This window comes from Bartonella sp. AC130YNZD, assembly GCF_042196865.1.
Lineage (GTDB): Bacteria > Pseudomonadota > Alphaproteobacteria > Rhizobiales > Rhizobiaceae > Bartonella.
This window is the reverse complement of record NZ_JBHIQZ010000015.1, coordinates 1-22,065: the sequence shown is the minus strand read 5'-3', so window position 1 is coordinate 22,065 and position 22,065 is coordinate 1. Positions and strand designations below refer to the sequence as shown.

Genomic DNA, 22,065 nt, shown 5'->3' with positions numbered 1-22,065 from the left:
AGACAACCTCAGACAACCTCAGACAACCTCAGACAACCTCAGACAACCTCAGACAACCTCAGACAACCTCAGACAACCTCAGACAACTATATGAAAGGCTTTTGAAAAAAATTTCCTCATCGAAAATTTTTACAAGGTATTTTTTAGATTATATTCTGTTTTTCACCTAAAATGATAATTTTATCACCTGAAACCAAGAAAAATGCATGATCACCTTGATGCTTTGTTGGCTTTCCCCAAAAGGACAAAGCCCGCTCCACCGGTCTTCAAACAATGCCAATTGATAAACAACAATCTGTAAACAATCTGGTTATTATCTAACGGATTTGGCTTGGCTTCCCTCATCAAATGCACCTTGGAATGCATCCCCTGTCTAGAGTTACTCTACAAAAACGCTTCTTTAAGAATACGTACAGACGAAAAACATCCCAATCCATAAAGGTTTAACCGCGCCTCAAACAATAGTATTTTACGACACAACAGGATAAACCATTGTCTTACAGATTTTCTCGTATCACTCTCATTCTGTTTCAAGAAGTTTCCTGACAAGTACAAAATGCATCTAAGAGAGTCAATTACTCACCATGTATTAAACGCATCGCCAAAAGACTTCGCAAACCCAGCGCCCATTTTGAAAAAAAGAACGCTTTTTGCATACACGCTCTACCTAAAAGAGGGAGAGTACCATTGCCTTTTCTCGCTTTAAATAAACATATCCGTTGACCTCTTCCCGCCACCTCAAAAGACAAAGATTTTAGCCCCACATCGGTTTATAAAACAATCCAACTACTCTGAAGGGATTCCGTCTGCTGCTCACTTATATGATTCACTTGCATAAGGCTTAACCAAGCAAGCCCTCCACTGAATAGATGTCTCTTCAATACTTAAATGGATCAAGTATTGTATGTCTTATTTTCCTTATATCACCAGCTTCAATAATAGTGTTTTTATGACGGTGTTTGACGGCATAACATAATAGGATAAATTTTACCCATGGGCTTTTTGTCATCGCACAGCAGCGCTTTAAACCCAACGCTTTAATAATGTATCACGATACCACAAGAGAGAAGCATTTTGGATAAAGTCTTTATTCCTCAGCAAAAACTCTATGAATAAAGAAAGGGTTTTTGTTCTCCCCCTACCTTCAATAATCACTGTCTTGATCCTCTAACGAACAATAGGCGAACTTACCTTTAGACATCCAACAAAGGCAGCACAAAAAATAAAAAAATAAAGAGAGTTGAGTTTTTTTCTAAAGCGCCTCAAAACTTTCTACACAATATATTCTATAAGACTTTATATTCAATAAGACTTTTTTTCATAACAAATATTTTGTAAGTATTTTTATCTTTCTCTCAAAGCTTTCATTCTCAGGCTTTGACAGCATAAACCACCGCCATATTGACGGGGCGTGTTTCATCCCCCCTGTTTTTTTTGCAACAAGACCTTATGTTCATGCTCTCCCGCAGCCTTCGTTAACCGATCTTTATTGTAGACTTGAGCCAGATTTCTATAATATTCACCGTGATTCATATCCCAAACTACCTTTTCAATCATTGGATAACTATGCTGGTGGTTACCTGTCGAATCTGTTTTTCCTTCATGGGTATGAGATTTAAAAGACTCTTCTTGTCGACTTCCCAAGCGACATCCTTTATCAATTGCTTTTCCACTATCGAGCCCCCGTAAAAACATTCCACGCAAATCGGGAACATTGAATGTTGTTTGCCCATTTCCTTTTCCCCATGTTTCTCCCAGAACAGCAAAGAGATTGGCATAGTTCCTTCGCGAATATTCTTTACCATCACACAGTAACCATCCAGAGGGTATTTTTTCTGTAGCAAAAGTCCCGATAAATCCAGAAGAAAAAGTTTCAGGCAAAGGAGGAAAGGGCGGAATTTCAGGAAGTTTTATAGTAGGATTGGTTAAAAACCAGCCATCAGCATTTTTTCCGGCAATATCACGCGTATAGACGATTTCATAAAGCCCCCCTTTTTGAATTTCTCCACCCTTTAAAGGCATAATACCCTCTGGCGTTGCCATATAAGTTGGTCATGGTAGCAAATGATCTAAAAAAATATTTGTTATTCCTCTGTTGACGCCTTGTGCTTTAAAGCGCACAACAATGCCATCCATATAAGTCTCAAAAAAAGACTTTGTTGCCAAACGAAGTGACGTTCTCTCGTTTTCCACATCGACAGTAAACTGTGTTTCAATCCCGCCCCCATTATCCAACAAATATTCTTTGATGCGTTGCATCATAGCGCGAGCACTATCATTGACTGTGCTTGGCGGTTGCCCTTCTGCCCAGTTTATATTCTCGTCGACATAAGCATTTTCTGATGCAATAATTGACCAATCATAAATCGAACTCATAAAAGATACTCTTTATTCAAAAAGGGAAAGCGAGCAAAAAATGAAGAAAAGAAAGCCGCAATTTTATTTTTAGATGCCGGTATTTTCTTCATTTTCATTTTTTCCATTTTCAGTCCTATTTTGTCATAATCAACATGCAATAACTTTGTTTTCGCATTGACATAAACAGCTTCAGGGTTCACACGCAACACGTCTTGCGCCATAACGCCCTGATAACGTTGTGGATTTCCCTTATAATTAAAGGTATAAAGTGGATATCCCTTTTTCTGCCCCACAGGGATAATATTTTCTTTTGCTCTCACATCACAAAGCCCTAAAATTCCTCCAACCAATCCAAGTACTTGCTGCGCATCACGCAATGGATCTTTTGTCACAGAAGGCATTGTCGTGGATTTTCCTGAAGTCGTTCCGTAATTTCCAGCAGCCTGTGTTCCTACCTGTAACAAACTTTGCAATCGGTTCCAATCTTGATTATCTTTTTCTGACCATTTTTGGCGTTCAGCATCTAAGACATTTTGGCGGTTTATATCTTGAATCATACCCCCTTTCAAAGCATTGCTTTGCACGTTACTCTGTCCTTGATAATAGCTATTTGCCGCATTAACTTGATCATTCTGAGAGCGATCAATCATCTGGTTTGCATTCATCATATTGTTAATATCTTGATTATATTGCTGTGCTGCAGCATTTGTTGCCAAGGCGCCTAACTCATCGGCCAGAACACCAGTATGAGCCCCAGAGCCATAACGTCCTGCTCCCGACATCGATTGATTAATTGCATCGGACGTTTTATTCAGAGCATTTTGCAATGCAGTATTAAATTTGCTATTGCTTCCAATCCAGCTTCCCTTAGCCATATCGGAAAGATTTGTAGCGCTGTTGGTTGGGGCATTCAACCATTGCGTTACCGTTGGATTGTTATAGAGCCCTGCTGCTTGTTGTAAACCGGTCAGCGCATTTTTTGTCATATTGCTAAGACCAGCGACTCTGTCTCCCTGATAAACGTTTCCGCCAATTCCTTTATTATAAAGTCCAAGTGCATCAGCACTGGCTTGTTTAAGAATATCAGCCGCCCAAGCAGGTGGAGCATTTGTTTGTGTTGTTGTTTGCACTTGAGGTGTGGTTTTTCTACTCATGGGTTCAGAACCTTTCTATATTGAATAAGATTACGAGAATATCCGTGATGAGCGAGCTTTTTCGCCCATCCAGTTCTTCCAAACATGTGCATTTCTTCAGCATTGATTGTTCGCGCCCATTTTTCGACTTCATCAATCAACTTGACCAATTTCAGCCCTCCCTCTCCAGCAAGATCAGAGAGAACAACGCATTTTTTCCCCGTATGGGTTATTTCAACTTTGGTTATTGCAAAAGCACTAAATTGGATTTTATTTTTTAAGACCAGCCACAATTGTGCTTGTCCTGTAGCGATTTCTTCAGCAATTTTTTCCAGACAAATATCATCCGGAAAGCGCTGAACATATTTTTTCAATGCAGCATTGAGAGCCTCTTGATAGGGAGCTATTTTTTGCCATGGCCACTGCTCTGTCAGATGAGCAGAATATAAATCTTGACTCTCTTGCATCATAATTTTAGCTCTTTTAGCTTTGTCACTCATCTCCCCTCAAATAACATCCCCCTACGCATTTCACGCATTTCACGCATTCCATGCCCCCCGCACAATAAAAGAAAAAAGTCTCCATCATCCCTTTGTCACAACAAAGGAGGAACTTTCTTCTTTATAAAAATAAACCATTGTGCAGCCTATTTTTCCTTTATCGCAGAAAAGCATGAAACATAACGCACCACCTTGTGCCTTTGTTTATAAAGGTTTGGGAAGCCTATGGGGCATTTGTTCTTTAATAATAGAGGCTTGAGCCTATCGCATGGTATTACAAAAGGGCATGCCTATCGCATGCCGGCCCGCGTCAATTCCACATCAAATCCAGTGACATGAGTCCAATTCACCCCTTCAGGAATACGCAATTTAAAGCGATAAAACCGTGCCCTTGCGCGACAATGAATTTGTCCAGTATTATAAGAAGGCTGTTTTTCTGGTAACCAAACAGTTTCCTCTTCAAGAGATTGTCGAAAGCGCATTCCCACAGACAAATAAAACTTTCCACTATTGACTTGAGGCATAATATTTTTCACCCGTGTTATCATGCCATTTGTCTGCCCCATTTCTTGTGATGTCACGACACAAGCCATAGGACACCCAGAAAACGAACCCAGTCTTCCCTGTTGATCAAATGCCCCCAGAATAGGCGATTCATTTTTCCAAGCTTTACTATCAAGAGAAAAGGACAAATCGTCAATATTCTTAGTCACAAAATCAAGACCTTCCAGGGTTGTTCCGGCTAAGAAAATAGGCAATATCATTTTGATATCGGCGAGAGCTTTTGTCCATTTTTGCAACCCCCAATCATAAATGAGCAAGATACGTTTATGAAGATTCTCATCAGAATCAACCATCCAATAAACACGATTATACACCCCATCGATAGCAGCAGATAGAGTGTACAGATTATCCTTCCTTGATTTTGTGGTCATCGTTCGATCGACTTTTTCGAACCCAATGGGTATAATCTGTCCCTCATTTGTTATTTGATAAAACCCGCCCTCATCGGCAAAGAATGCTAAGTCGCCTCTACAAACAATTGATTCAGCATTTTTTGCGCCTCGTTTATCGTGGATTTTTTGGAAACTAAAAATAATCTTAGAGCCAGGGATAAAAGAACCGGCATAGATTGCAGAACGCATAAAGATAATTGGATTTGTTGTCTCGGTTGCCCCTTGGACGAATCCGCCATCAGGAAAATCTTGATAATCACAACTTTTTTTTCCCACAGTCCAAAATTCAGCATCATTTAATCCAGACCAATGAACCCTTCTTGGATGCTCGGTTAATTTCATCAAACAAACGAAATCTCCCCAGATTCGAACAATCCCTGCTTGTGGTGGATTTCCTCCTAAATTTCTAAATGTTTTATCATGGTTAATATCAATCACTTGTGGTTTATCATTGGCATTCACCGCAATGATCAAATCACCAAACAAAGCAAAAGACCACGGAGCATCAACATTAGCCAGATAAGATTTTCCTTTTTTGCTAATATCTTTCCAGTTCATTGTTGTATTATCAAGTAAGTAGATTTTATCTCTTGTCCCGACAATAATAGAAACCCCATTTTTTGTTTTAACCGCAAGAGTGCCTAAGATTGGCTCCGGACAAGGCTCTGATAAAGGCTCAAAACTTGGCATAGGGATATAGGAGCCATCAGCCGGGAGCACATTAACAAGTTCATCGGTAAAAATTCCATTGATATCCGCCACATCGGGTCGATAATCAGCGATTGGGAAAAAAGCCATCAAGACCCCCATAAAATCTTTGAAGAGCCCAGTGCCATTCAAAACACCAAGGCTTATTGATAAAAAAACCACAAAAGCCCTTAAAACTCTAAAGGCATAAAATTCAACCAAACAAACAACTTAAAGTTGTTTAATTCATAGAAAAAACGATACCATCAATAATGGCCACCCCAACGCCATCCACCAGCCCTTCACCATCCACACCCAACGGCGCAATCCAGCCATAAGCGACAAACTAGCCACCAGTGCCAAACCAACCTTCAACGCCAGCCATAAACGATTTGGAAAAAAGTCTTTTAAAAACGCATTGGGCGAATCTTTGAAGAACCTTTTCGGCGCGATGTTTCAATGCGCAAAGCTTGAAGCTGTTCTTGAAAATCTCTGAAAGAAACGGCGGTATATTCAGGATCTTTAAGAATATTTTTATAAAGTTCATATTTCGCCCGTGCTCTAATAAGATCAAAAGCATAAATCAACCAAGGGTTATCATCCTCTTTCAGCTGTTCATCGGCAAAATGAACAGGAGCATAAGAAAGCTGTACAGTTTCCACATGTTCTGGTGTTGGAAAGAGTCCTATTTTTTGATCAAGGTACGTATAAAAGAATGGCGTTCCTAGCGCAGGATGCATACCATATTGTTGATGCAACACTTCCAAGGGCTTAAAAAACAACTTTGTTGGTGTTGCATTCTTTGTTTCTAAAAAGACACCCTCCAAACTCTTTTCTGCTTCAATAAAAACCCCCTCTTCTTGCCCATACCATGTTTTACCACTTTGTGTTTTAAACGTCCTTTCTCTTTTTTCATTAAAGAAAAAGGGTTCGCGTTCACACAAACGCAAAGCCGTAAAAATTGAATCTTGAATTTGCAGGGAATATTCCGCTGTTGTATCATCAATTTCATCTTGAATAAGCGCGACCATATAAGCAAAAGTTTTAGAATGGTCTGAATGTGTAAGATTTAGATTTTGGGGATCAGTGGATAAAGTGGTCATAAGCCTGTCCTTGTTTCTGGAAGCATTTTAAATTTTTCCCCCAACAGATCCCTCTTGTTGGGGGAAGAGAGCAAAAATTCTCTTTAAGCGGGTGCTCCATAAGTTGGAATAACAATAGTGCCAAAATCCTGAGCCCCTTGCGTACTTCCTGGCAAGGTAAAGCAAGTTTTTTTCATACCAATAATGGTTTTTGCCGCGACCCCGAATTCTCTTTCATAGTCGAAGAGTTCTTCCACCAATTTATAGCGTGTTGCCCCTCGATCTTTACCAAAAGCAATCACAGCACTCTGCGCACCAAGCAGAACAGCACGACGAACATTTGGCACAGCTTTATTAGCAGTCCCAGATTCAACCCCTTCGGTAATATGTTCAGCTTCGCGCAAAACCACACCATTATACATGCCCAACGATCCATCATAGAGCGGATTTTTGATACGACTTCCACTATAGATTGCCTTGGTAATGTCGAGCCATTGCCCCGCATCTGTATTGCTTCGCAATTGTGTCACTTGGGTTGGATGTAGATAAAGCACATAGACATTTTCCCCATCGAGCCGCACAGGTCTAATTTTAGGATTTGCCAATTTAGCTCTTTCGACAGCTTTATCAATCAAGCTGAGATCAAAAACATCGTCTTCTTTTAAGTCCTCATCTTTTGCTTTATCATTAGGACGTACCACGCGTTTATTGGTTGGTGCCGTTGGCGCATTAAACCCATAATGGACAGGTTTAAGAGTAATCGTACGTCCCTCAAAGTTAATTGTTTTTGCGGTATACCCGCAAACTTGAATGAAGAACATCATACTCAGACGATCTGCATACCAATCAACCAAACCATTTTTTGCCTCGGTGCGCAAATCATGAAGAATTCGTTGTTGATCAATCGTTCCCTCATTTTTGACACGCACGGCATGAACGAGTTCATTAATTGCCAAGCGATCATTGAGAAACTGTAAAGCTTCTTCATTGCCTTCCAATGTCTGCCCTTCACTCACCCCATCGCCTAGCAACTGCACACGCAAATTAAAGCTAATGGCATCCCCACTTGCTTTCGTGGTTTCATCTTTTAATTGTACGATACTGTTTGAATCATTTCCAATCAACGGTGCAATTGGAAGTGCCTTTGAGACTTCTTGGTTTAGTAATTTAGACCATGTGCGCACTGCCATTGGGTCATTAAGTCCGATATAAGTTACAGTCATTTTGTCCTCTAAAAGTTTTATTGACATAAAAAACCCGGCAAAGCGCCGGTTGTTAAAACACCACATTTCATTTCAAATGGTGAATAGGTTGTTTGTGAGTTTTATCTAATTTCTGTTAGCGTCTACCTCCCCCTTATAAGAGCTCTCCTCACCACATCCGTGCTTTGAGAAATCCCCTAGCATTCTCCTGCGCCAAAAGCCGCTCCACGTTCCCGCAAAAACACTCCCCCACATTCTCCTGTGCTAAAAGCCTCTTAACTTTCCCGCCCCCCCCTCAAATTCTTGTTTTTAAAATTCTCTTCCCCCCATTAAACGATTAAAAGCAGCTTTATTTTTAGGTTCAGAAACCCAAGCGCTAAACTCTGCTTCTGACATTTTATCAAGCATATCCAAAGAAATCGGACCATTTGGCGTTAAACCGTTATAAGCAGCAAGAGTACGTGCAGAATTGTGTCTTTCCTGTAAATTTTCACCCATGTTATTGGGAACATTTGTGTAGCCAATTTTTTGTGCAATAGAGTAAATCACTTCAGCCGGATTTTGATTTTTTTGCGCACAATCGCGCAAGATCTGCTTCAACTCATCACCAATCAACGCATCAATATTTTTGGGATCTGCCATCTCAGGATAGAGCGAAGCACAAGCTGCCAACTGTTTAGCCCGCGTTTCATAAATAAAATCAGCTGCTTGATCAAAATCATCATGCTTTTGTTTAACACTGGCAACAGACTGCTGAAAAAACGCATGCAACTGTTCTGCTTCCAAAGCAAGAGAAGGCTGTTGTTTTTCATGTACAAGCCCTTGTTTTTGGAGTGTTTTTCCCAACCATTGCATATAGCCCATAAAGTCTTTTTGTGGATCTGGCGCAGCATCTTCTCCCCCTTGAACCTCTTTTCCAGCCTTTTGCGAAGAGTCCTGTTGTTGATGCATTTGCCCTTGAAAATTATCTTCAAGAGTTTTTTCTTCTCTTCCAATTTCACCATTTTCTCCCTCTTGTGTTGAGACCAGAAAATCTTGTTTCAATTGGTTTTGTTCTGCCGGCGTTAAGTGTTCTTGATCCATGACATTAGCCTTCTCTTTTTTTAAACAATAAAATCAAATTTTTCAGATAAAACAGCTCCATAAGCATTTATCCCCTCAATGCTCTCTCATCATTTAGCACCAGCATTCCTCCCAATGCTCTCCACCCCACATGACGGCAAGACTCTCCCTCTCCACCCTGCTTTTCCCAACAGTCCTGCCCTACAAAACAGTTCTTTTGAGAAAAGGGAGCCCATGCACTACGAAAATCGATAAGCAATTTATGATATATGGCGTTTTCAGAAGTCACTCATGACAAAGTGTCCTATTGTTGAGCCTTTACTGTCTGCAACATCTGCATTATCTGGTCTGCCCCCACATTATTCCTCATCTGCGCTGAGGCATTTTGCTCTTCTTGAAAAGAGTTTTGCGCCTTTATCGCAATTTTATGAATAAGTGAAGCCGGTAAAGGCGAATAGCGTAAGAGATCGAGCATAATCTCAGGCGTTGCAAAATTTTGCATCAAAGGAAGCAATTGCATGATCAGTGCAAAAGTACGCTCTTTTTCATTAAGACTTGTTGGTGCATCATCAACGACAATATCATATTCCAAACTTGTCACCATTTCGCGTGTCAGCGGCACATACTGGGCATTTTCATCACCGGCAATACGCACCAACCGCCCATCGGACAGATAATTTTGAATAAGATAGAGAATAATTTTTCCCTGTCGTTGCCGATATCGACGCAACCCATCAAAAAAGGAAGCCAAAAGATTAAGTGACGATTGTCGCCGTTGTTGTTCAAGAATGCCAGGCTGATTGACAGCTCGCGTCCCAATAAATTCAGAAGACAACCCCGTCACCTGTTCGAGAGCGCTCTTTGCTTCATTAAACAATTGGAAAAACCCTTGCGGAAATTGTGCCACGGGTTTAGGCTGGATTCTTCCCCCAGACACAGCACCACTTTTCAACCAAGTAATACTATCGGCTCTAGCCCAACTCTCGACGGCTTGGCGATCATCATCAAAAGCATCGCGTTCTGCCATAATTCCGCCTTTTGATTGGCTATTGAGCAAATGCATCACTTGACTAAAATATTTGTTTGCCCACCGTTGCGGATCTTTTGTTGGCTTAACAATTCCGTAAAATTGCCGGCTTAACTTATCAAAAGTACCGGTAATACACTCCCATCCCAATTGATTGGGTGGAACCAAGGGCTTATCAGGCGCTTCAAGCAGCTTTCTACCTAAAAATGCCCGTTTGACAATTTTTCTGTTCAACCTTGTTGCCTGGACATGAGGAAAGGTTTTGCTTAAATTTTGGAAATCCTGCTCTGAATAATCGACAAACTTTCCACTTAGAGGCTCGAGAACTTTATAAACCACCTCGCGTTCAAACCAGCGACATTCTACCAATGTCACCATTTTAGGACGTTGATAGCCGCTCCCCTCTTCTCCTTGATACCCCCTCTCGGACTGATAACTTTGTGTCATCCCATCGCTGGTTGAATGTAAAAAACTCTGATGTTTAACCCAATCAGCATTAAGATCGCTCCAATGAACATGGGGAAACATTTCCTGCGCCACAGCAAGGGGTTTTTCATCAATATACCATAAGCGTTGTGCATCAATAAGATTAGGCTTAACAGCACTTGCATCCCAGACCATTTTCATAGGGTCCAGCCGTGCAATAATTGGTTTTCCTTGTGGATCTTCTTCATAATCAAGGCGTGTATCTGTCCACCCCATTCCGCAAATAATTGCATCTTGAAAGGCATCAGAATCTTCGTATTCCCCATCGGCTTCATCACGAAACCACTCAGCCGCCCCTGTCAGAATCTGGTTCGCAAAAGCTGCCCCTTCTTGTCGTGGAATAAATTGCACTTGCCTTTTATTATTGCGCTCAGCCCCAATCACGGCATTAATTAAAGGCGCAATACGGTTAAAAGTCATGACCGGTCTGTTTTGTTCGTGCAAGACAGCCAAGTCTTGCTCATTCCATTGCCGTCCATTATAAAAATCGTAATCTTCCTGGGCATTTTTTCGCCATTTTTCGACATGATCAATATCATCCTGATACCAACCCACGAGTTTTTTAAAGAGTGCTTGATTTTCAAGCGTTTCGATTTGATTAAAAGAAGAATCTGTAGACATATTCATTAAAAAGCCATCCATGAAGTTTGAGAATGGTGAAACGAGAGATAAGGTTTTTTTCGCGCTTTAGCATTTGGCTGTTCATAAGCCACACACATCAGTCCAAAGGCATCGGCCCCATGGCTTGCCCAATCATGTTCAGCGCCTAGTCCGATATTGCGCTGTTCGTCGCGCTTTTCATGATACCAAGCAAGCGCTTTTCTGCCCGCACATGTCGTTTCACGATTAAACCATAGTGCAGGAAACAACCGCCTTACGGCTTCGATACGCATTTTCACAGCGCCTGTTCCTTGATTAGGAATTATTTTGGTTTGAAAACCGGCTTGTTGAAGGGCACTTTCAAAACTCACATTATAGACACGATCTTTTGTTGCGCCATCATGAGGCAAAACCATAAGAGCCTTTTCATATCCCCTTTGAAAGACCCAGCCCACATGCTCTGAGAGAGGCTGTCCTTGAGCTTCATAATAATCGAGCACTCGGATTTCCCGTCCAACAAACTGCGCCACCCACAATGCGGTAGCATCGGCCTTTGCTCCTGTTCCCCCGATATCCCAAAAGATTCTCACCTGCATCAAAGGATCACGTGGAACAGTGGTAATCCGCCCTTCCATTTCGGCTTCCAGAAGACATTTCTGATAATAAGCCCCTTGGACAGCTTGGAGATATTCGCCTTCCCAAATATGGTTATACTGCTCTGGTCTTTGCTGCAAATCGTCCATTCGATCACGATTGAGTTTTTCAGGAAATTGCGGATTATCACGCCAATTGATTTCCACCCCTTTGATATGAGGATTATCGACATTTCGGAAACGTTTTTCCACGGGTGCATTTTCATGGCATGGATTCCATGTCACCCATAATTCTGCATTCCAATCTTTTCCTTCTTCGCGCAAAGTTGGAATAAGTGTTTGCCAAGCAGTTTCTGTCACGGGCTCGGCTTCATCGACCCAACAAAGGAAAACGCGTCCCATTGATTTAATACTTGCAATATTTCGATCAAGTCCAGCAAACACATAGACAATCCGTCCATCTTTTGATTTAATATATTTATCGCCGATTTCATAATAATCTTGTAAAAAAGGATAAGCTTCGATAGCGCGTTTAATTTCTTCCAAAGAACTTTCATTAAGAGAATTTTGAAATTGCCGTGCACAAAGAATAATCCCGCGTTCTCCAGCCATTCCATGGCGATATCCCACCACGGCAGACATCAAAGCAAAAGAACGTGTTTTTCCAGAACCGCGTCCTCCCCAAGCGGCTCGTACATCGGCATTTCCAGTAAAAATAGGAATAAGCTTTGGAATAAGAGCCACTTGAGCTGTTTTCTGCTCAATTTTTTGAGAAATTTTCTGAACAGTTGTCATTATAAATTTTCATACTTTAGCAATAATTGCGCTGCACCCTTTTGCTTATCCCAAGTTTAATGATCCCAGAGCAATTGAACGAAAAGAGCAATTGAACGAAAAACGCCCTTCTCAAAAGCAGCGCTTTATCTTTTCTTCATCCTAATATTCAATAAATTTCACTTTTTTGCATGAGATCCCCTTGCCCCCACCTATGCGCCCCAAGCCCCCAAGGCACAAAAGTCCCACCCCCACAAACACCGCGCCTGTCCATCCCCCAACAACAAGCACAGTATCCCCCAACCAAATCATAGCCTCAGCACATGGCTCTCAGGCATATCCAAAGCCCAACATCCTCCAAGACCATGCCTCTCAAGCATCACCAATCCTCACACTTTATCCCCCAAGATACCCCCACCAAAACACATGCATCCCGCAAGCATAACACTTCTCTTAAGTTTCATGCCCCCCACCCATCAAAACACTGTTCCATATCCACCACACAAATACCCTGCACCAAATTCCCTCCAGCACACGGGCCCTTACAGCATCATTCACCAAAGCCCCTTCCCAAATCACGAGCGCCCACAAGCACAATAGCCTCCGCTTCAATCCCCTCAAGATAGGCAATCACCAAAGCATCCCCCTTCCAAGACATCACCCCACATCATCCACCTCAACCTAACATTTTTCAATATCACAAGCCTCAGTTATCGAGGTATCACACTTCTCCGGTTCAGTATTTTTGGGCTTCACTGGTACAATCTCAATACGCGAAACTGCTTTAACATCTCCCCCATTTCAATAACGAGAAAAGACCAAACCTTCACCAGAAATCCAAAACAGCAAATATCATCAAGCACTCCCCAACATCTTTCAGGTATCGCGCCCCTCACACATCGCCATAAAAGCATCTTGCCCTCGCCGCTTCACACAGACCACCCCAGACACCATATACCCCCAAAAAAACACCATATGCACCGAAGTCTCCTCCAGTCCACGTCCTCATGCATCCCCCACCAAAGCCCAACAACTTCACAGCTCACACGCCTAAAGCACTCAGCCCTCACCGCAATTTCAATCATAAGCTTTCAGACAAACACCTAGCACCCCCGTTCAAAGACAATATCCCTTAAACATCATGTGCCAAAACCCAATATTTTCTCGTAGCTTCAAGCCTCAGTAACCAAAGGATCAGGCTTCTCCGGTTCAGTATTTTTGGGCTTCACTGGCACAATCTCAATACGCGAAACTGTTTTAACATCTCCCCCTGCTTCTCCCGTAACCTGAAGAGGCAAGACTTTTGCCAGCAGCGAAAAAAAAGGAACAGGATTATTCAACGCATGATATTGAAGATAAGACACCAGCCCATCCTCACCATAGTGATATCCAGCCTGCTCAGCGGCTGTCAAAAGAGCTTCATTAAATCGCTTTGTTGTTTTATTTAAAGTCCCTTTTTTCCGCCCTCTTCGACGTAAGGGAAGACAATGTTCATCTACCATCATCATGTTCCTTCCAACTAAAGAGAAACCAAAACCTCAAACACAAAAAATGACATAAAAATCAGCAACAAAATTTGACAAGCATTCAAAAATTAAAAAAATGGGACACACCCAAAAAGATAAGAGCCCACATAAAGCCCAAATCCTCCGCTTCATTTTACAGATTCACATTTTTACGCTTTTACATCATTACAGAAAAAAGCCAAATGAAACTCAAAAACCGCCATCCCCACGCCCCTCTGTAAACACGGGTCTGTCAACAAGCTGATTTCTCGTCTATCAGATTTCCCTGCTGATTATTTCATATGGCTATCCCACACTTCAAAGAATGGTGTTTCATCAAACACGCCAGATAAGCTCTGATCTACAATTCGACTTCAAAAAGCAAATTTTCCTCTGCTGAATAAAGCTTCCACCCCGCACCGGTTTTAAACTATCATCCAACCTCTTCCCCAGTAAATTCCCCTACTAACATCAGATTACCACCCCCCCAAACATCCCTATTTTACAATATAACAGACTAGAAAATCTTTTAATTGTTCTTGCCAATCCCTTGAAATTACTTTATCACTCAAAGGATATATTGATCGTCCACGCAACGATCAATAAGGGATAGTAAAGCCCTAAGCTCTAGCGTAAGAATGAACCCACTTTGTGGGTGTCCCGGGATTCCGGGAGTTTTTGCTATGTCCAGGTGTGATAAGCACTAAAAGCAAAAATGCTGACTAGAGCTCAGTACTTTACTACTCCCGGAATACCAATGCGAGGGCGCTCGCAACCGGAGGGGAGCTTGAAGTGCAAACTAAAAATTCACATTTCAACGACATTTCAATAGGTAAAAAGATCCGTCATAGAAGAATTTCAATGGGACTTTCTCAAAAGGAATTAGGAAGCTATTTAGGTGTCAGTTTTCAACAAATCCAGAAATACGAAAAAGGATCTAATCGTGTAAGCGCGGGGTGTTTGCTCGAAATTGCTAAAAAACTAGAGGTTCCTATGAACTTTTTTTATGCGGACCTTTTAACAGCAGATATTCCCACAAAAGAACATGCCTTACACCACGATCAAGACACATACAGCGAAAAAGAACACGCACTTTTGAAAAACTTTAGAGAGCTCCAGCCAAAAAAACAAAAAGCAATCTTGTGGTTAATTTCTGATTAGACAAAAGCGCACCCGTCAACATCCCTCACCAATATATCCAACACCCTTAAAATATAAGCTTCAGATCACAACACCTCAAAGAAGGAAATTTTATCAGGCAAGACAGATAAGCGCTGCCCTAAAATATTCCCTCACACACTTTTCTCCAGTCAACACCTTAACACCCCTCTTCATCCCAGCTTTCTCCGCTCCATTCACAAACGCGCACCCTAGTTCTCCGACCACATTCCATGTCAAGACAAAAGCATACAACGCATAAATCCTTCACTTCACTTTTACGTATTCACGTTTTTACGCTTTTACATCTTTACAGAAAGCAACCAAATGAAACTTTTCCCCCAGCATCTTACACTGCGTTGTCAAGAATCCAACATCTTGTAGCAGTTTCCTCCTACCAACCACTCAGACAGATCAGCACACCATACCCCTCAAACAACGTTAATGCACCACATTCAACAAGCAAGCCTTTTCTGAATATTCTTACACCCATCCCTCTCCAACACAAAGAGCGAAAGCTCCTACAAATACCGATCAATTCCGCTTCGAAGCAAAGACCCCACCCAAAAGACAAAGCTTCACACACACCAAAAAGCTTCTCCCACAGCGCCAATTTTCACATGCTTCATCCTAGCTTTCCACTTCATTTGCAGACTCGTTCCCCTGTCCTCTCACCCCATTCCATGCCAAGACAAAAGCATACAACACATAAATTCTTCATTTCACTTTTACGGATTCGCGTTTTTACGCTTTTACATCTTTACAGAAAGTAGCCAAATGAAATTTCCAAACCAGCCCACCACTCAATAAACAAGAGTCTGTAAACAATTCAATTTTTATCGCGTACAGTTGCACTTGGAAAACACCCCTCAAAGGATACTGTTTCACCAGACACGGATAGATAATCCCTACCCTCAAATATCCAGACACTCTCACAAAAAGCACCTTATTGATATGCCCGAATTATTGATATGCTTGAAGATCCGTCGACGGCATATCCTTGCCTCTAATGCCCCCATCTCACCCTACCTCAAATGACAATATTTTACAGCATAAAGCATAAGGCATAAGGCATAAGAAGATAATGAGACAGTTTTTAAGATACAAAAAAATGCTCTCATTTTCCAAATCTTTTAATTGTTCTTGCCAATCCCTTGAAATTACTTTATCACTCAAAAGGTGCCTTGATCGTCTACGCAGCGATCAATAGGGAGTTGAAGCCCGAAAACTCAAACATTAATTTACCCCACTTTGTGGGTATCCCGGAGTTCCGGGAGTTTTTGCTATGTCCAAGTGCTTGTCAGCACTAAAAGCAAAAAGCTGATTTGAGTTCAGTGCTTTCAACCTCCCGGAATACTCATGCGAGGGCGCTCGCAACTGGAGGGGAGCTTGAAGTGCAAACTAAAAATTCACATTTCAATGATATTTCGATAGGCAAAAGAATCCGTCACAGACGCATTTCAATGGGACTTTCTCAAAAAGAGTTAGGAAGCTATTTAGGCGTCAGTTTTCAACAAATCCAAAAATATGAAAAAGGCTTCAATCGTGTAAGCGCGGGACGCTTACAAGAAATTGCCAATATCCTAAAAGTTCCCATTACCTTTTTTTATGCCGATATTGCGATAAAAGCAGATATTCCCACAAAGGAAAATCTCTCACACCACGATCAAGACACCTATAGCGAAAAAGAACACGCCCTTTTAAAAAACTTTAGAGAACTCAAACCGAAAAAACAAAAAGCAATCTTGTGGTTGATTTCTGATTAGACAAAAGCCCATCAATCGACATCCGTTGCCAATATTCCCCTCAGCCTAAAGCCTTGCCCGCCTGATACCACCAGATCTCAAAAAACGGTTCACGACACCGGTTTACGACATCATAGGATAACAAACTTCAAAATAGGATAACAAACACCAGAACCTTGGAAAAACATCCCCACCCCTCTCACAGAATCTTATCAAAAGATCTCATCTGATTTAAACGCACAATTCCGATTGTATCATTATGATACCTTTTTACATTTACCTTGTCAAGTTTTTATATTTTTCTTTTGATATTTTTGTGTTTTTCTTTAAGGGGAGCCACATCCCTCAAAACATCTTTCCTGCAAAATGCCCCTCATACAAAACACAATGTCTAAAACAACAAGAGCTAAAATAGGATTCCCCCTAAATAGGATTTCCCCTAAATGGGATTTCATTGTATTGCTCATTCATCCACTTATTAAAAAACACCTCTCAATTCTTCTCATACCCATTTCACGGATATCCCCCATACAAATATAGATGCAACTATAATTGTTAAGCTCCGCATAGAATATAAACGCCCACCACGAGATTTTTCTCTCTTCACATCTCTTTACACATCAGCTCTGCAATCTGTTCACAGCCATTCCCCACACACTCTTCTCCAGAAAACGCACTTCAACAACACGCTTCATCCCAACTTTCTCCTCCATTCACGAAGACACTTCCCCCAATCCTTCCCACCACATTCCATGCCATGATAAAAGCTCTCACAAAGCACAAATCCTCCGCTTCATTTTACAGATTCACATTTCTACGCTTTTACATCATTACAGAACGCAGCCAAAGGAAACTCCCAAACCACCACGCGATAATTTGATAAAAACAAAACACCTTTACAACAATCTCAAACAACAGATTTCTGTAAAGAGCTCATATGAATTTGATTGATCAGATCTGACTATTAGATTGGCATATAGAGCCGTAGAACAGAAAGTAATTTTCTATAAGACAGAAACGATAAAAGCGCTATATAACTGAGACAGAACATGAAGAATTGCAAACAGATAAAACGACATCTTTCTTCGTTACAACACTGAAATTGTAAACGAGACTACGAATAACTATCGTCTGAATATGCAATTTCACATCTGCAAATTTTTATTGATTAATTCAATCCCAACACTTCCCCTGAAACACATTTCTTCATTATCTACTTCTTTGAGACAAACCGGCAAAGGGGTTTCATCTATTATAAGTGCGGATATAATAACGCGTTACTCCAACCTCATCATAAGAAACCATAGACAGGATACCTGTCTTTATTGGCGTTATTTGATAAGTCAAGATTACACCATTTTGCTGTTTGTTTGGTTGATCTGTATAGATTACGTTATATCCATTCCGTCGCAAGAGATCAATAAATACAGGAGTAAAGTTGTCTTCTGTTTTATTTTTTTTCACAATAAGTGTTGTTGTAGCGGGCGGTAAAGGTTTTTTAAGATTACGAACAAAATCGTTAGCAATTAATTTTACATCATCTTTCGTAATATTTGAACTGACATAACTTGATGAATAATTACTGATAGATGCACAACCAGCCACCAATACAAGCGGTAACGGAAATAAATATTTTGACATCTTAACTCCCCTATTAATTGCATTCTCTTCTGAAAAGCTCCTACACCAGAAATAAGAGCCTCCTTTCAAAGAATAGCCTTAACAACATACTGCTTTACTATCAAGCATTAGTTAATCACTTTCTCGCTTGTTAAAAAAACGCCACCATCTCTCATAGTACTTAAAGCTTATGCTTAACACACAAAATATATATGTTAAAAGTACGAAAAAACACATGTAAAGCATGTAGTATACATATAGTATATGTATACTTACTTTCATGGTGTGTTGCATTACATAAACCAACGCACAGCACCCTTCATTCCCCCTCCATTCACGAAGACACTTCCCCCCAATCCTCGCACCACATTCCACGCCCCCAAAAGCCCAAAGTGACCAAAAACACGCACAATATATGAACCCATAAGTCCTTCACTTCACTTTTACAGATTCACATTTTTACGCTTTTACATCATTACAGAACGAAGCCAAGGAAAGGTTCACCACCCCGTACCACTCTATAAACAACGGTCTGTAAAGAATTCAAATGCTTGCCTAGCAAGTTTCCACCACTGACCACTCATTCATTTCAGATTCCCCCTTCAAAGAGCTGTGTTTTTATCTCATGAATAAGATAATTAGCGAACCGTCTTTAGAAAAAAGAAAAGGCATGGAGATATCAAATATATCAATGGTCGTCATCGACTGTCGTGTTAAGAGGTGTTAACTCTTTATTTTTCTTAATTTTTACAACGCCAATAATTCCCGTGGAAATAATTAATGCGGACATAGCTAAAAAAGAGCTTAACAATCCCACGAGAGCCAAAAGTCCAGCAATAAAGCCAGAGATTGCTTCCGCAGAGTTCGCTAAAGTTGAAAAGGTTCCAAAACTCTTACCAAAATCTTCACGACGAGAATATAATTGAATAGCTGAGACTAAACCAATATCCACAAAGGCACCCATAAATCCTAGAACAAACGCTAACACGAGAAGAAATTTTAAATAAAGTCCTGCTGCTAAAGGCATAACAAACAGGATAACCCCATAAAGAAGCCAAAATATCATAAGCTTCAACGATGTAATATTTAATATAATTTTACTATATAACAAACCACCAACAATAGCTCCAACAGCCATGAGAGAAAAAATATAACTAACAAGGCTCTCCCCTCCCCCCACAAAAAGAACAAAAGCTGGAATTAAAAATCTTAAAATTGCACCCGTAAAGAGAATAGCAAACGACGAGCCAATGAGCGTAATAAATAAATTATTATGTTCTGTAGAAATATATTTAAGATAGGAAGCCGTTTCTCGATAAATTTTTATAAAATTGAATGATTTATTCTCGCTTGAATTTAAATTCATGAGATTAAATAACACGATAATAGATATAAAATAGGTAAAAAAATCAAAAATGAGTACTGCCGATTTATTTACTAAAAAAAGCAGTATGGAACAAACCAAAGGGCCAATGACGGATGCAGTTTCCATGATAATTTGAGCAATGCTATTGCCCTTTGTAAGATCTTTTATTGAAAACATTCTGGGAATAGCAGCTTGAAAACTTGGTTGGAAAATACTTCTTCCTATCGTTGTACATATTGCTGCGAAAATAAGAACAATAATATTTGCAGTCCCTGTTATAGTGGTTATAAAAACAAACAATGAAGCTAATAATCTAACAACTTCACTTAAGATGATATTTTTCTTCAAAGAAAAATTATCCGCTAACCAACCTCCTATAGGGCCAAAAAAGAGAAAAGGGATAAATCGAAAAAAATACACAAGACCTGTAAAAAAGGTGTTATCTGTTAATTCTAAGACAAGTAAAATAAAAACAACTTCATAAGCATAATCACCAACTTTAGAAATAAAGAGAGAGCAAAAAAGAGCTAATGGACTCTTTTTTAAAAACAAATTCATATCAACCATCCGATGTTAAACTTAGCTACACTTAAAATTACACTTCCTTCAATACAATTGGTGATATGAACTTCAGAAGAGTCTTTTATTCTAATAAATCGCTTAATAAGTTAAGTGAAAATTTTTAAAGAAATACTCCTATTGATATAAGCATTTACTCTAATATCAAGTAATATCTTTAAAAAAAGAAAGAATGTAAAAACTATTAGATCACAATCTTCCATATTATTACATTGACCTCCACCCTACATCTCAAAGAATGAAAATTCCCAACCAGCACTAGTCTACAATCCCACTTCAAAAAGCAGCTTTCCCCACAAAATAAAGCTTGCACCCAACCACTCCTCAAGCGACAGCACTTCGTCAGGCTCAACAAATCAAGCCCTATCTCCAAAACCGCCCTCCTTCACGCATCTCTTTGCACCACCGGATTACCCACACTCTCCTCCTATCCATGCGCACTTTCTTCATTCTCCATTCCCCCTTTTTCTCTCCCATCACACACTCACAACTTAACACCTCTCTTCCTCTAAACTTCCATTGACGAAAACACGTCCCCCCAATTCTCGCACCACATTCCACGCCCCCAAAAGCCCAAAGTGACCAAAAACACGCACAATATATAATCCACAAATCCCCCACTTCACTTTTACAGATTCACATTTTTACGCTTTTACATCTTTACAGAATAAAGCTAAAGGAAAGGTTCACCACCCCGTACCGCTCTATAAACAATAGTCTATAAACGAACCTAGCTTTTTGCCTAATACCCCTTACAGTCTTCAGACGCCCCCCCTCAAACGACAACACTTCATCAGGCTCAACAAATCAAACCCACTCTCCTCGCCATCCTTCACGCATCTCTTTGCAACACCCGCCTTACCCACAAACTCTCCCTCCTATCCATGCGCACTCTCTTCATCCTCCATTCCCCCTTTTTCTCTCCCGTCACACACTCACAACTTAACAGCACTCTTCCTCTAAACTTCCCCTCCATTCACGAAGACACTTCCCCCAATTCTCGCACCACATTCCACGCCATGATAAAAACACGCACAATATATAAATCCATGTATAAACCACAAATCCCCCACTTCACTTTTACAGATTCACATTTTTACGCTTTTACATCTTTACAGAACGAAGCCAACGAAAGGTTCACCACCCCGTACCGCTCTATAAACAATAGTCTATAAACGAACCTAGCTTTTTGCCTAATACCCCTTACAGTCTTCAGACGCCCCCCCTCAAACGACAACACTTCATCAAGCTCAACAAATCAAGCCCTGCCCTCAAATATTCTAGCTCTTCACTCCCCCTAAAAGAGCAGTGTTTTACGGCATAATAGAATAGAAAATTTTTGATTTTTCTTGCCAATTTTCTGAAACTACTTTATTACTTAAAGGGTGAGTTTGGTCGTATACGCGACGATCAATAGGGAACTGAAAGCCCGAAACCTCGATACATAAGAATGAACCCACTCTTGTGGGTGTCCCGGGATTCCGGGAGATTTTGCTATGTCCAGGTGCGATGAGCACTAAAAGCAAAATGCTGATTCGAGGTCAGTGCTTTCAGGCTCCCGGAATACCAATGCGAGGGCGCTCGCAACCGGAGGGGGGCTTGAAGTGCCAACTAAAAATCCACATTTTATCG

Annotated in this window: 18 protein-coding genes and 1 pseudogene; 2 read left to right on the top strand and 17 right to left on the bottom strand. The window is 40.6% G+C overall.

The annotated features are described in order from the left end of the window. Nucleotides 1-210 precede the first annotated feature (210 nt). From ACFINU_RS06745 to ACFINU_RS06680, 14 genes and pseudogenes are all read right to left on the bottom strand, one after another. A complete protein-coding gene (locus ACFINU_RS06745; RefSeq protein WP_375667467.1) occupies nucleotides 211-345 on the bottom strand; it encodes a hypothetical protein in 135 nt (44 codons plus the stop codon). Between the two features lie 39 nt (nucleotides 346-384). After that, a complete protein-coding gene (locus ACFINU_RS06740) occupies nucleotides 385-534 on the bottom strand; it encodes a hypothetical protein (protein ID WP_375617994.1) in 150 nt (49 codons plus the stop codon). Between the two features lie 836 nt (nucleotides 535-1,370). Further along, nucleotides 1,371-2,376: pseudogene (locus ACFINU_RS06735) on the bottom strand (phage tail protein). Continuing rightward, the gene (locus tag ACFINU_RS06730) at nucleotides 2,373-3,512 is read right to left on the bottom strand and encodes a tail fiber domain-containing protein (protein WP_375617993.1); all 1,140 of its coding nucleotides are present in this window, start codon (nucleotides 3,510-3,512) and stop codon (nucleotides 2,373-2,375) included. The pseudogene ACFINU_RS06735 and the gene ACFINU_RS06730 overlap by 4 nt, the downstream one beginning before the upstream one ends. Then, on the bottom strand, nucleotides 3,509-3,961 hold the full coding sequence (locus tag ACFINU_RS06725; RefSeq protein WP_375617992.1) for a hypothetical protein: 453 nt from the start codon (nucleotides 3,959-3,961) through the stop codon (nucleotides 3,509-3,511). The genes ACFINU_RS06730 and ACFINU_RS06725 overlap by 4 nt, the downstream gene beginning before the upstream one ends. A 320-nt stretch (nucleotides 3,962-4,281) precedes the next feature. Next, on the bottom strand, nucleotides 4,282-5,745 hold the full coding sequence (locus tag ACFINU_RS06720; RefSeq protein WP_375618010.1) for a hypothetical protein: 1,464 nt from the start codon (nucleotides 5,743-5,745) through the stop codon (nucleotides 4,282-4,284). A 135-nt stretch (nucleotides 5,746-5,880) separates the two neighbouring features. After that, a complete protein-coding gene (locus ACFINU_RS06715) occupies nucleotides 5,881-6,009 on the bottom strand; it encodes a hypothetical protein (RefSeq protein WP_375617991.1) in 129 nt (42 codons plus the stop codon). A gap of 32 nt (nucleotides 6,010-6,041) precedes the next feature. Beyond that, nucleotides 6,042-6,737 (bottom strand): hypothetical protein, encoded by a 696-nt coding sequence (locus ACFINU_RS06710; RefSeq protein ID WP_375617990.1) that lies wholly within the window; start codon nucleotides 6,735-6,737, stop codon nucleotides 6,042-6,044. A gap of 83 nt (nucleotides 6,738-6,820) precedes the next feature. Further along, complete coding sequence (locus tag ACFINU_RS06705; RefSeq protein ID WP_375617989.1) at nucleotides 6,821-7,939, bottom strand: N4-gp56 family major capsid protein; 1,119 nt, start codon at nucleotides 7,937-7,939, stop codon at nucleotides 6,821-6,823. Between the two features lie 288 nt (nucleotides 7,940-8,227). Then, nucleotides 8,228-9,001, bottom strand: coding sequence for a hypothetical protein (locus ACFINU_RS06700; protein ID WP_375617988.1), 774 nt, complete (start codon nucleotides 8,999-9,001; stop codon nucleotides 8,228-8,230). Between the two features lie 67 nt (nucleotides 9,002-9,068). Next, nucleotides 9,069-9,269, bottom strand: coding sequence for a hypothetical protein (locus ACFINU_RS06695; RefSeq protein WP_375667465.1), 201 nt, complete (start codon nucleotides 9,267-9,269; stop codon nucleotides 9,069-9,071). Between the two features lie 15 nt (nucleotides 9,270-9,284). After that, nucleotides 9,285-11,135 carry a portal protein gene (locus ACFINU_RS06690; RefSeq protein ID WP_375617987.1) on the bottom strand — a complete coding sequence of 617 codons (1,851 nt, stop codon included), beginning with the start codon at nucleotides 11,133-11,135 and terminating at the stop codon, nucleotides 9,285-9,287. Then, entirely contained in the window at nucleotides 11,120-12,481 is a 1,362-nt protein-coding gene (locus ACFINU_RS06685) for a PBSX family phage terminase large subunit (protein ID WP_375617986.1), read from the bottom strand. Before ACFINU_RS06685 ends, ACFINU_RS06690 begins: the two co-directional genes overlap by 16 nt. A gap of 1,151 nt (nucleotides 12,482-13,632) precedes the next feature. Continuing rightward, on the bottom strand, nucleotides 13,633-13,962 hold the full coding sequence (locus ACFINU_RS06680; protein ID WP_375618009.1) for a hypothetical protein: 330 nt from the start codon (nucleotides 13,960-13,962) through the stop codon (nucleotides 13,633-13,635). A 795-nt stretch (nucleotides 13,963-14,757) separates the two neighbouring features. On the opposite strand from ACFINU_RS06680, the gene ACFINU_RS06675 reads away from it, so the two are divergent. Both ACFINU_RS06675 and ACFINU_RS06670 read left to right on the top strand, forming a co-directional pair. Further along, nucleotides 14,758-15,126: a helix-turn-helix domain-containing protein gene (locus tag ACFINU_RS06675; protein WP_375617985.1), complete on the top strand. Its 369-nt coding sequence runs from the start codon at nucleotides 14,758-14,760 to the stop codon at nucleotides 15,124-15,126. 1,391 nt (nucleotides 15,127-16,517) lie between these two features. Continuing rightward, nucleotides 16,518-16,889 (top strand): helix-turn-helix domain-containing protein, encoded by a 372-nt coding sequence (locus ACFINU_RS06670; protein ID WP_375617984.1) that lies wholly within the window; start codon nucleotides 16,518-16,520, stop codon nucleotides 16,887-16,889. A gap of 1,224 nt (nucleotides 16,890-18,113) precedes the next feature. Here the strand turns inward: ACFINU_RS06670 and ACFINU_RS06665 are convergent. From ACFINU_RS06665 to ACFINU_RS06655, 3 genes are all read right to left on the bottom strand, one after another. Next, nucleotides 18,114-18,509, bottom strand: coding sequence for a hypothetical protein (locus ACFINU_RS06665; protein WP_375617983.1), 396 nt, complete (start codon nucleotides 18,507-18,509; stop codon nucleotides 18,114-18,116). Between the two features lie 272 nt (nucleotides 18,510-18,781). Continuing rightward, the gene (locus ACFINU_RS06660) at nucleotides 18,782-18,913 is read right to left on the bottom strand and encodes a hypothetical protein (RefSeq protein ID WP_375617982.1); all 132 of its coding nucleotides are present in this window, start codon (nucleotides 18,911-18,913) and stop codon (nucleotides 18,782-18,784) included. A gap of 263 nt (nucleotides 18,914-19,176) precedes the next feature. Continuing rightward, nucleotides 19,177-20,412: an MFS transporter gene (locus tag ACFINU_RS06655; RefSeq protein WP_375667472.1), complete on the bottom strand. Its 1,236-nt coding sequence runs from the start codon at nucleotides 20,410-20,412 to the stop codon at nucleotides 19,177-19,179. Between the last annotated feature and the right edge of the window lie 1,653 nt (nucleotides 20,413-22,065).

Coding starts and splice junctions, on each gene's coding strand:
- ACFINU_RS06745 (WP_375667467.1), bottom strand. CDS start 345: ATGAGGGAAGCCAAGCCAAATCCGTTAGATAATAACCAGATTGTTTAC.
- ACFINU_RS06730 (WP_375617993.1), bottom strand. CDS start 3,512: ATGAGTAGAAAAACCACACCTCAAGTGCAAACAACAACACAAACAAAT.
- ACFINU_RS06725 (WP_375617992.1), bottom strand. CDS start 3,961: ATGATGCAAGAGAGTCAAGATTTATATTCTGCTCATCTGACAGAGCAG.
- ACFINU_RS06720 (WP_375618010.1), bottom strand. CDS start 5,745: ATGGCTTTTTTCCCAATCGCTGATTATCGACCCGATGTGGCGGATATC.
- ACFINU_RS06710 (WP_375617990.1), bottom strand. CDS start 6,737: ATGACCACTTTATCCACTGATCCCCAAAATCTAAATCTTACACATTCA.
- ACFINU_RS06705 (WP_375617989.1), bottom strand. CDS start 7,939: ATGACTGTAACTTATATCGGACTTAATGACCCAATGGCAGTGCGCACA.
- ACFINU_RS06700 (WP_375617988.1), bottom strand. CDS start 9,001: ATGGATCAAGAACACTTAACGCCGGCAGAACAAAACCAATTGAAACAA.
- ACFINU_RS06690 (WP_375617987.1), bottom strand. CDS start 11,135: ATGGATGGCTTTTTAATGAATATGTCTACAGATTCTTCTTTTAATCAA.
- ACFINU_RS06685 (WP_375617986.1), bottom strand. CDS start 12,481: ATGACAACTGTTCAGAAAATTTCTCAAAAAATTGAGCAGAAAACAGCT.
- ACFINU_RS06680 (WP_375618009.1), bottom strand. CDS start 13,962: ATGGTAGATGAACATTGTCTTCCCTTACGTCGAAGAGGGCGGAAAAAA.
- ACFINU_RS06665 (WP_375617983.1), bottom strand. CDS start 18,509: ATGTCAAAATATTTATTTCCGTTACCGCTTGTATTGGTGGCTGGTTGT.
- ACFINU_RS06660 (WP_375617982.1), bottom strand. CDS start 18,913: ATGGGTTCATATATTGTGCGTGTTTTTGGTCACTTTGGGCTTTTGGGG.
- ACFINU_RS06655 (WP_375667472.1), bottom strand. CDS start 20,412: ATGAATTTGTTTTTAAAAAAGAGTCCATTAGCTCTTTTTTGCTCTCTC.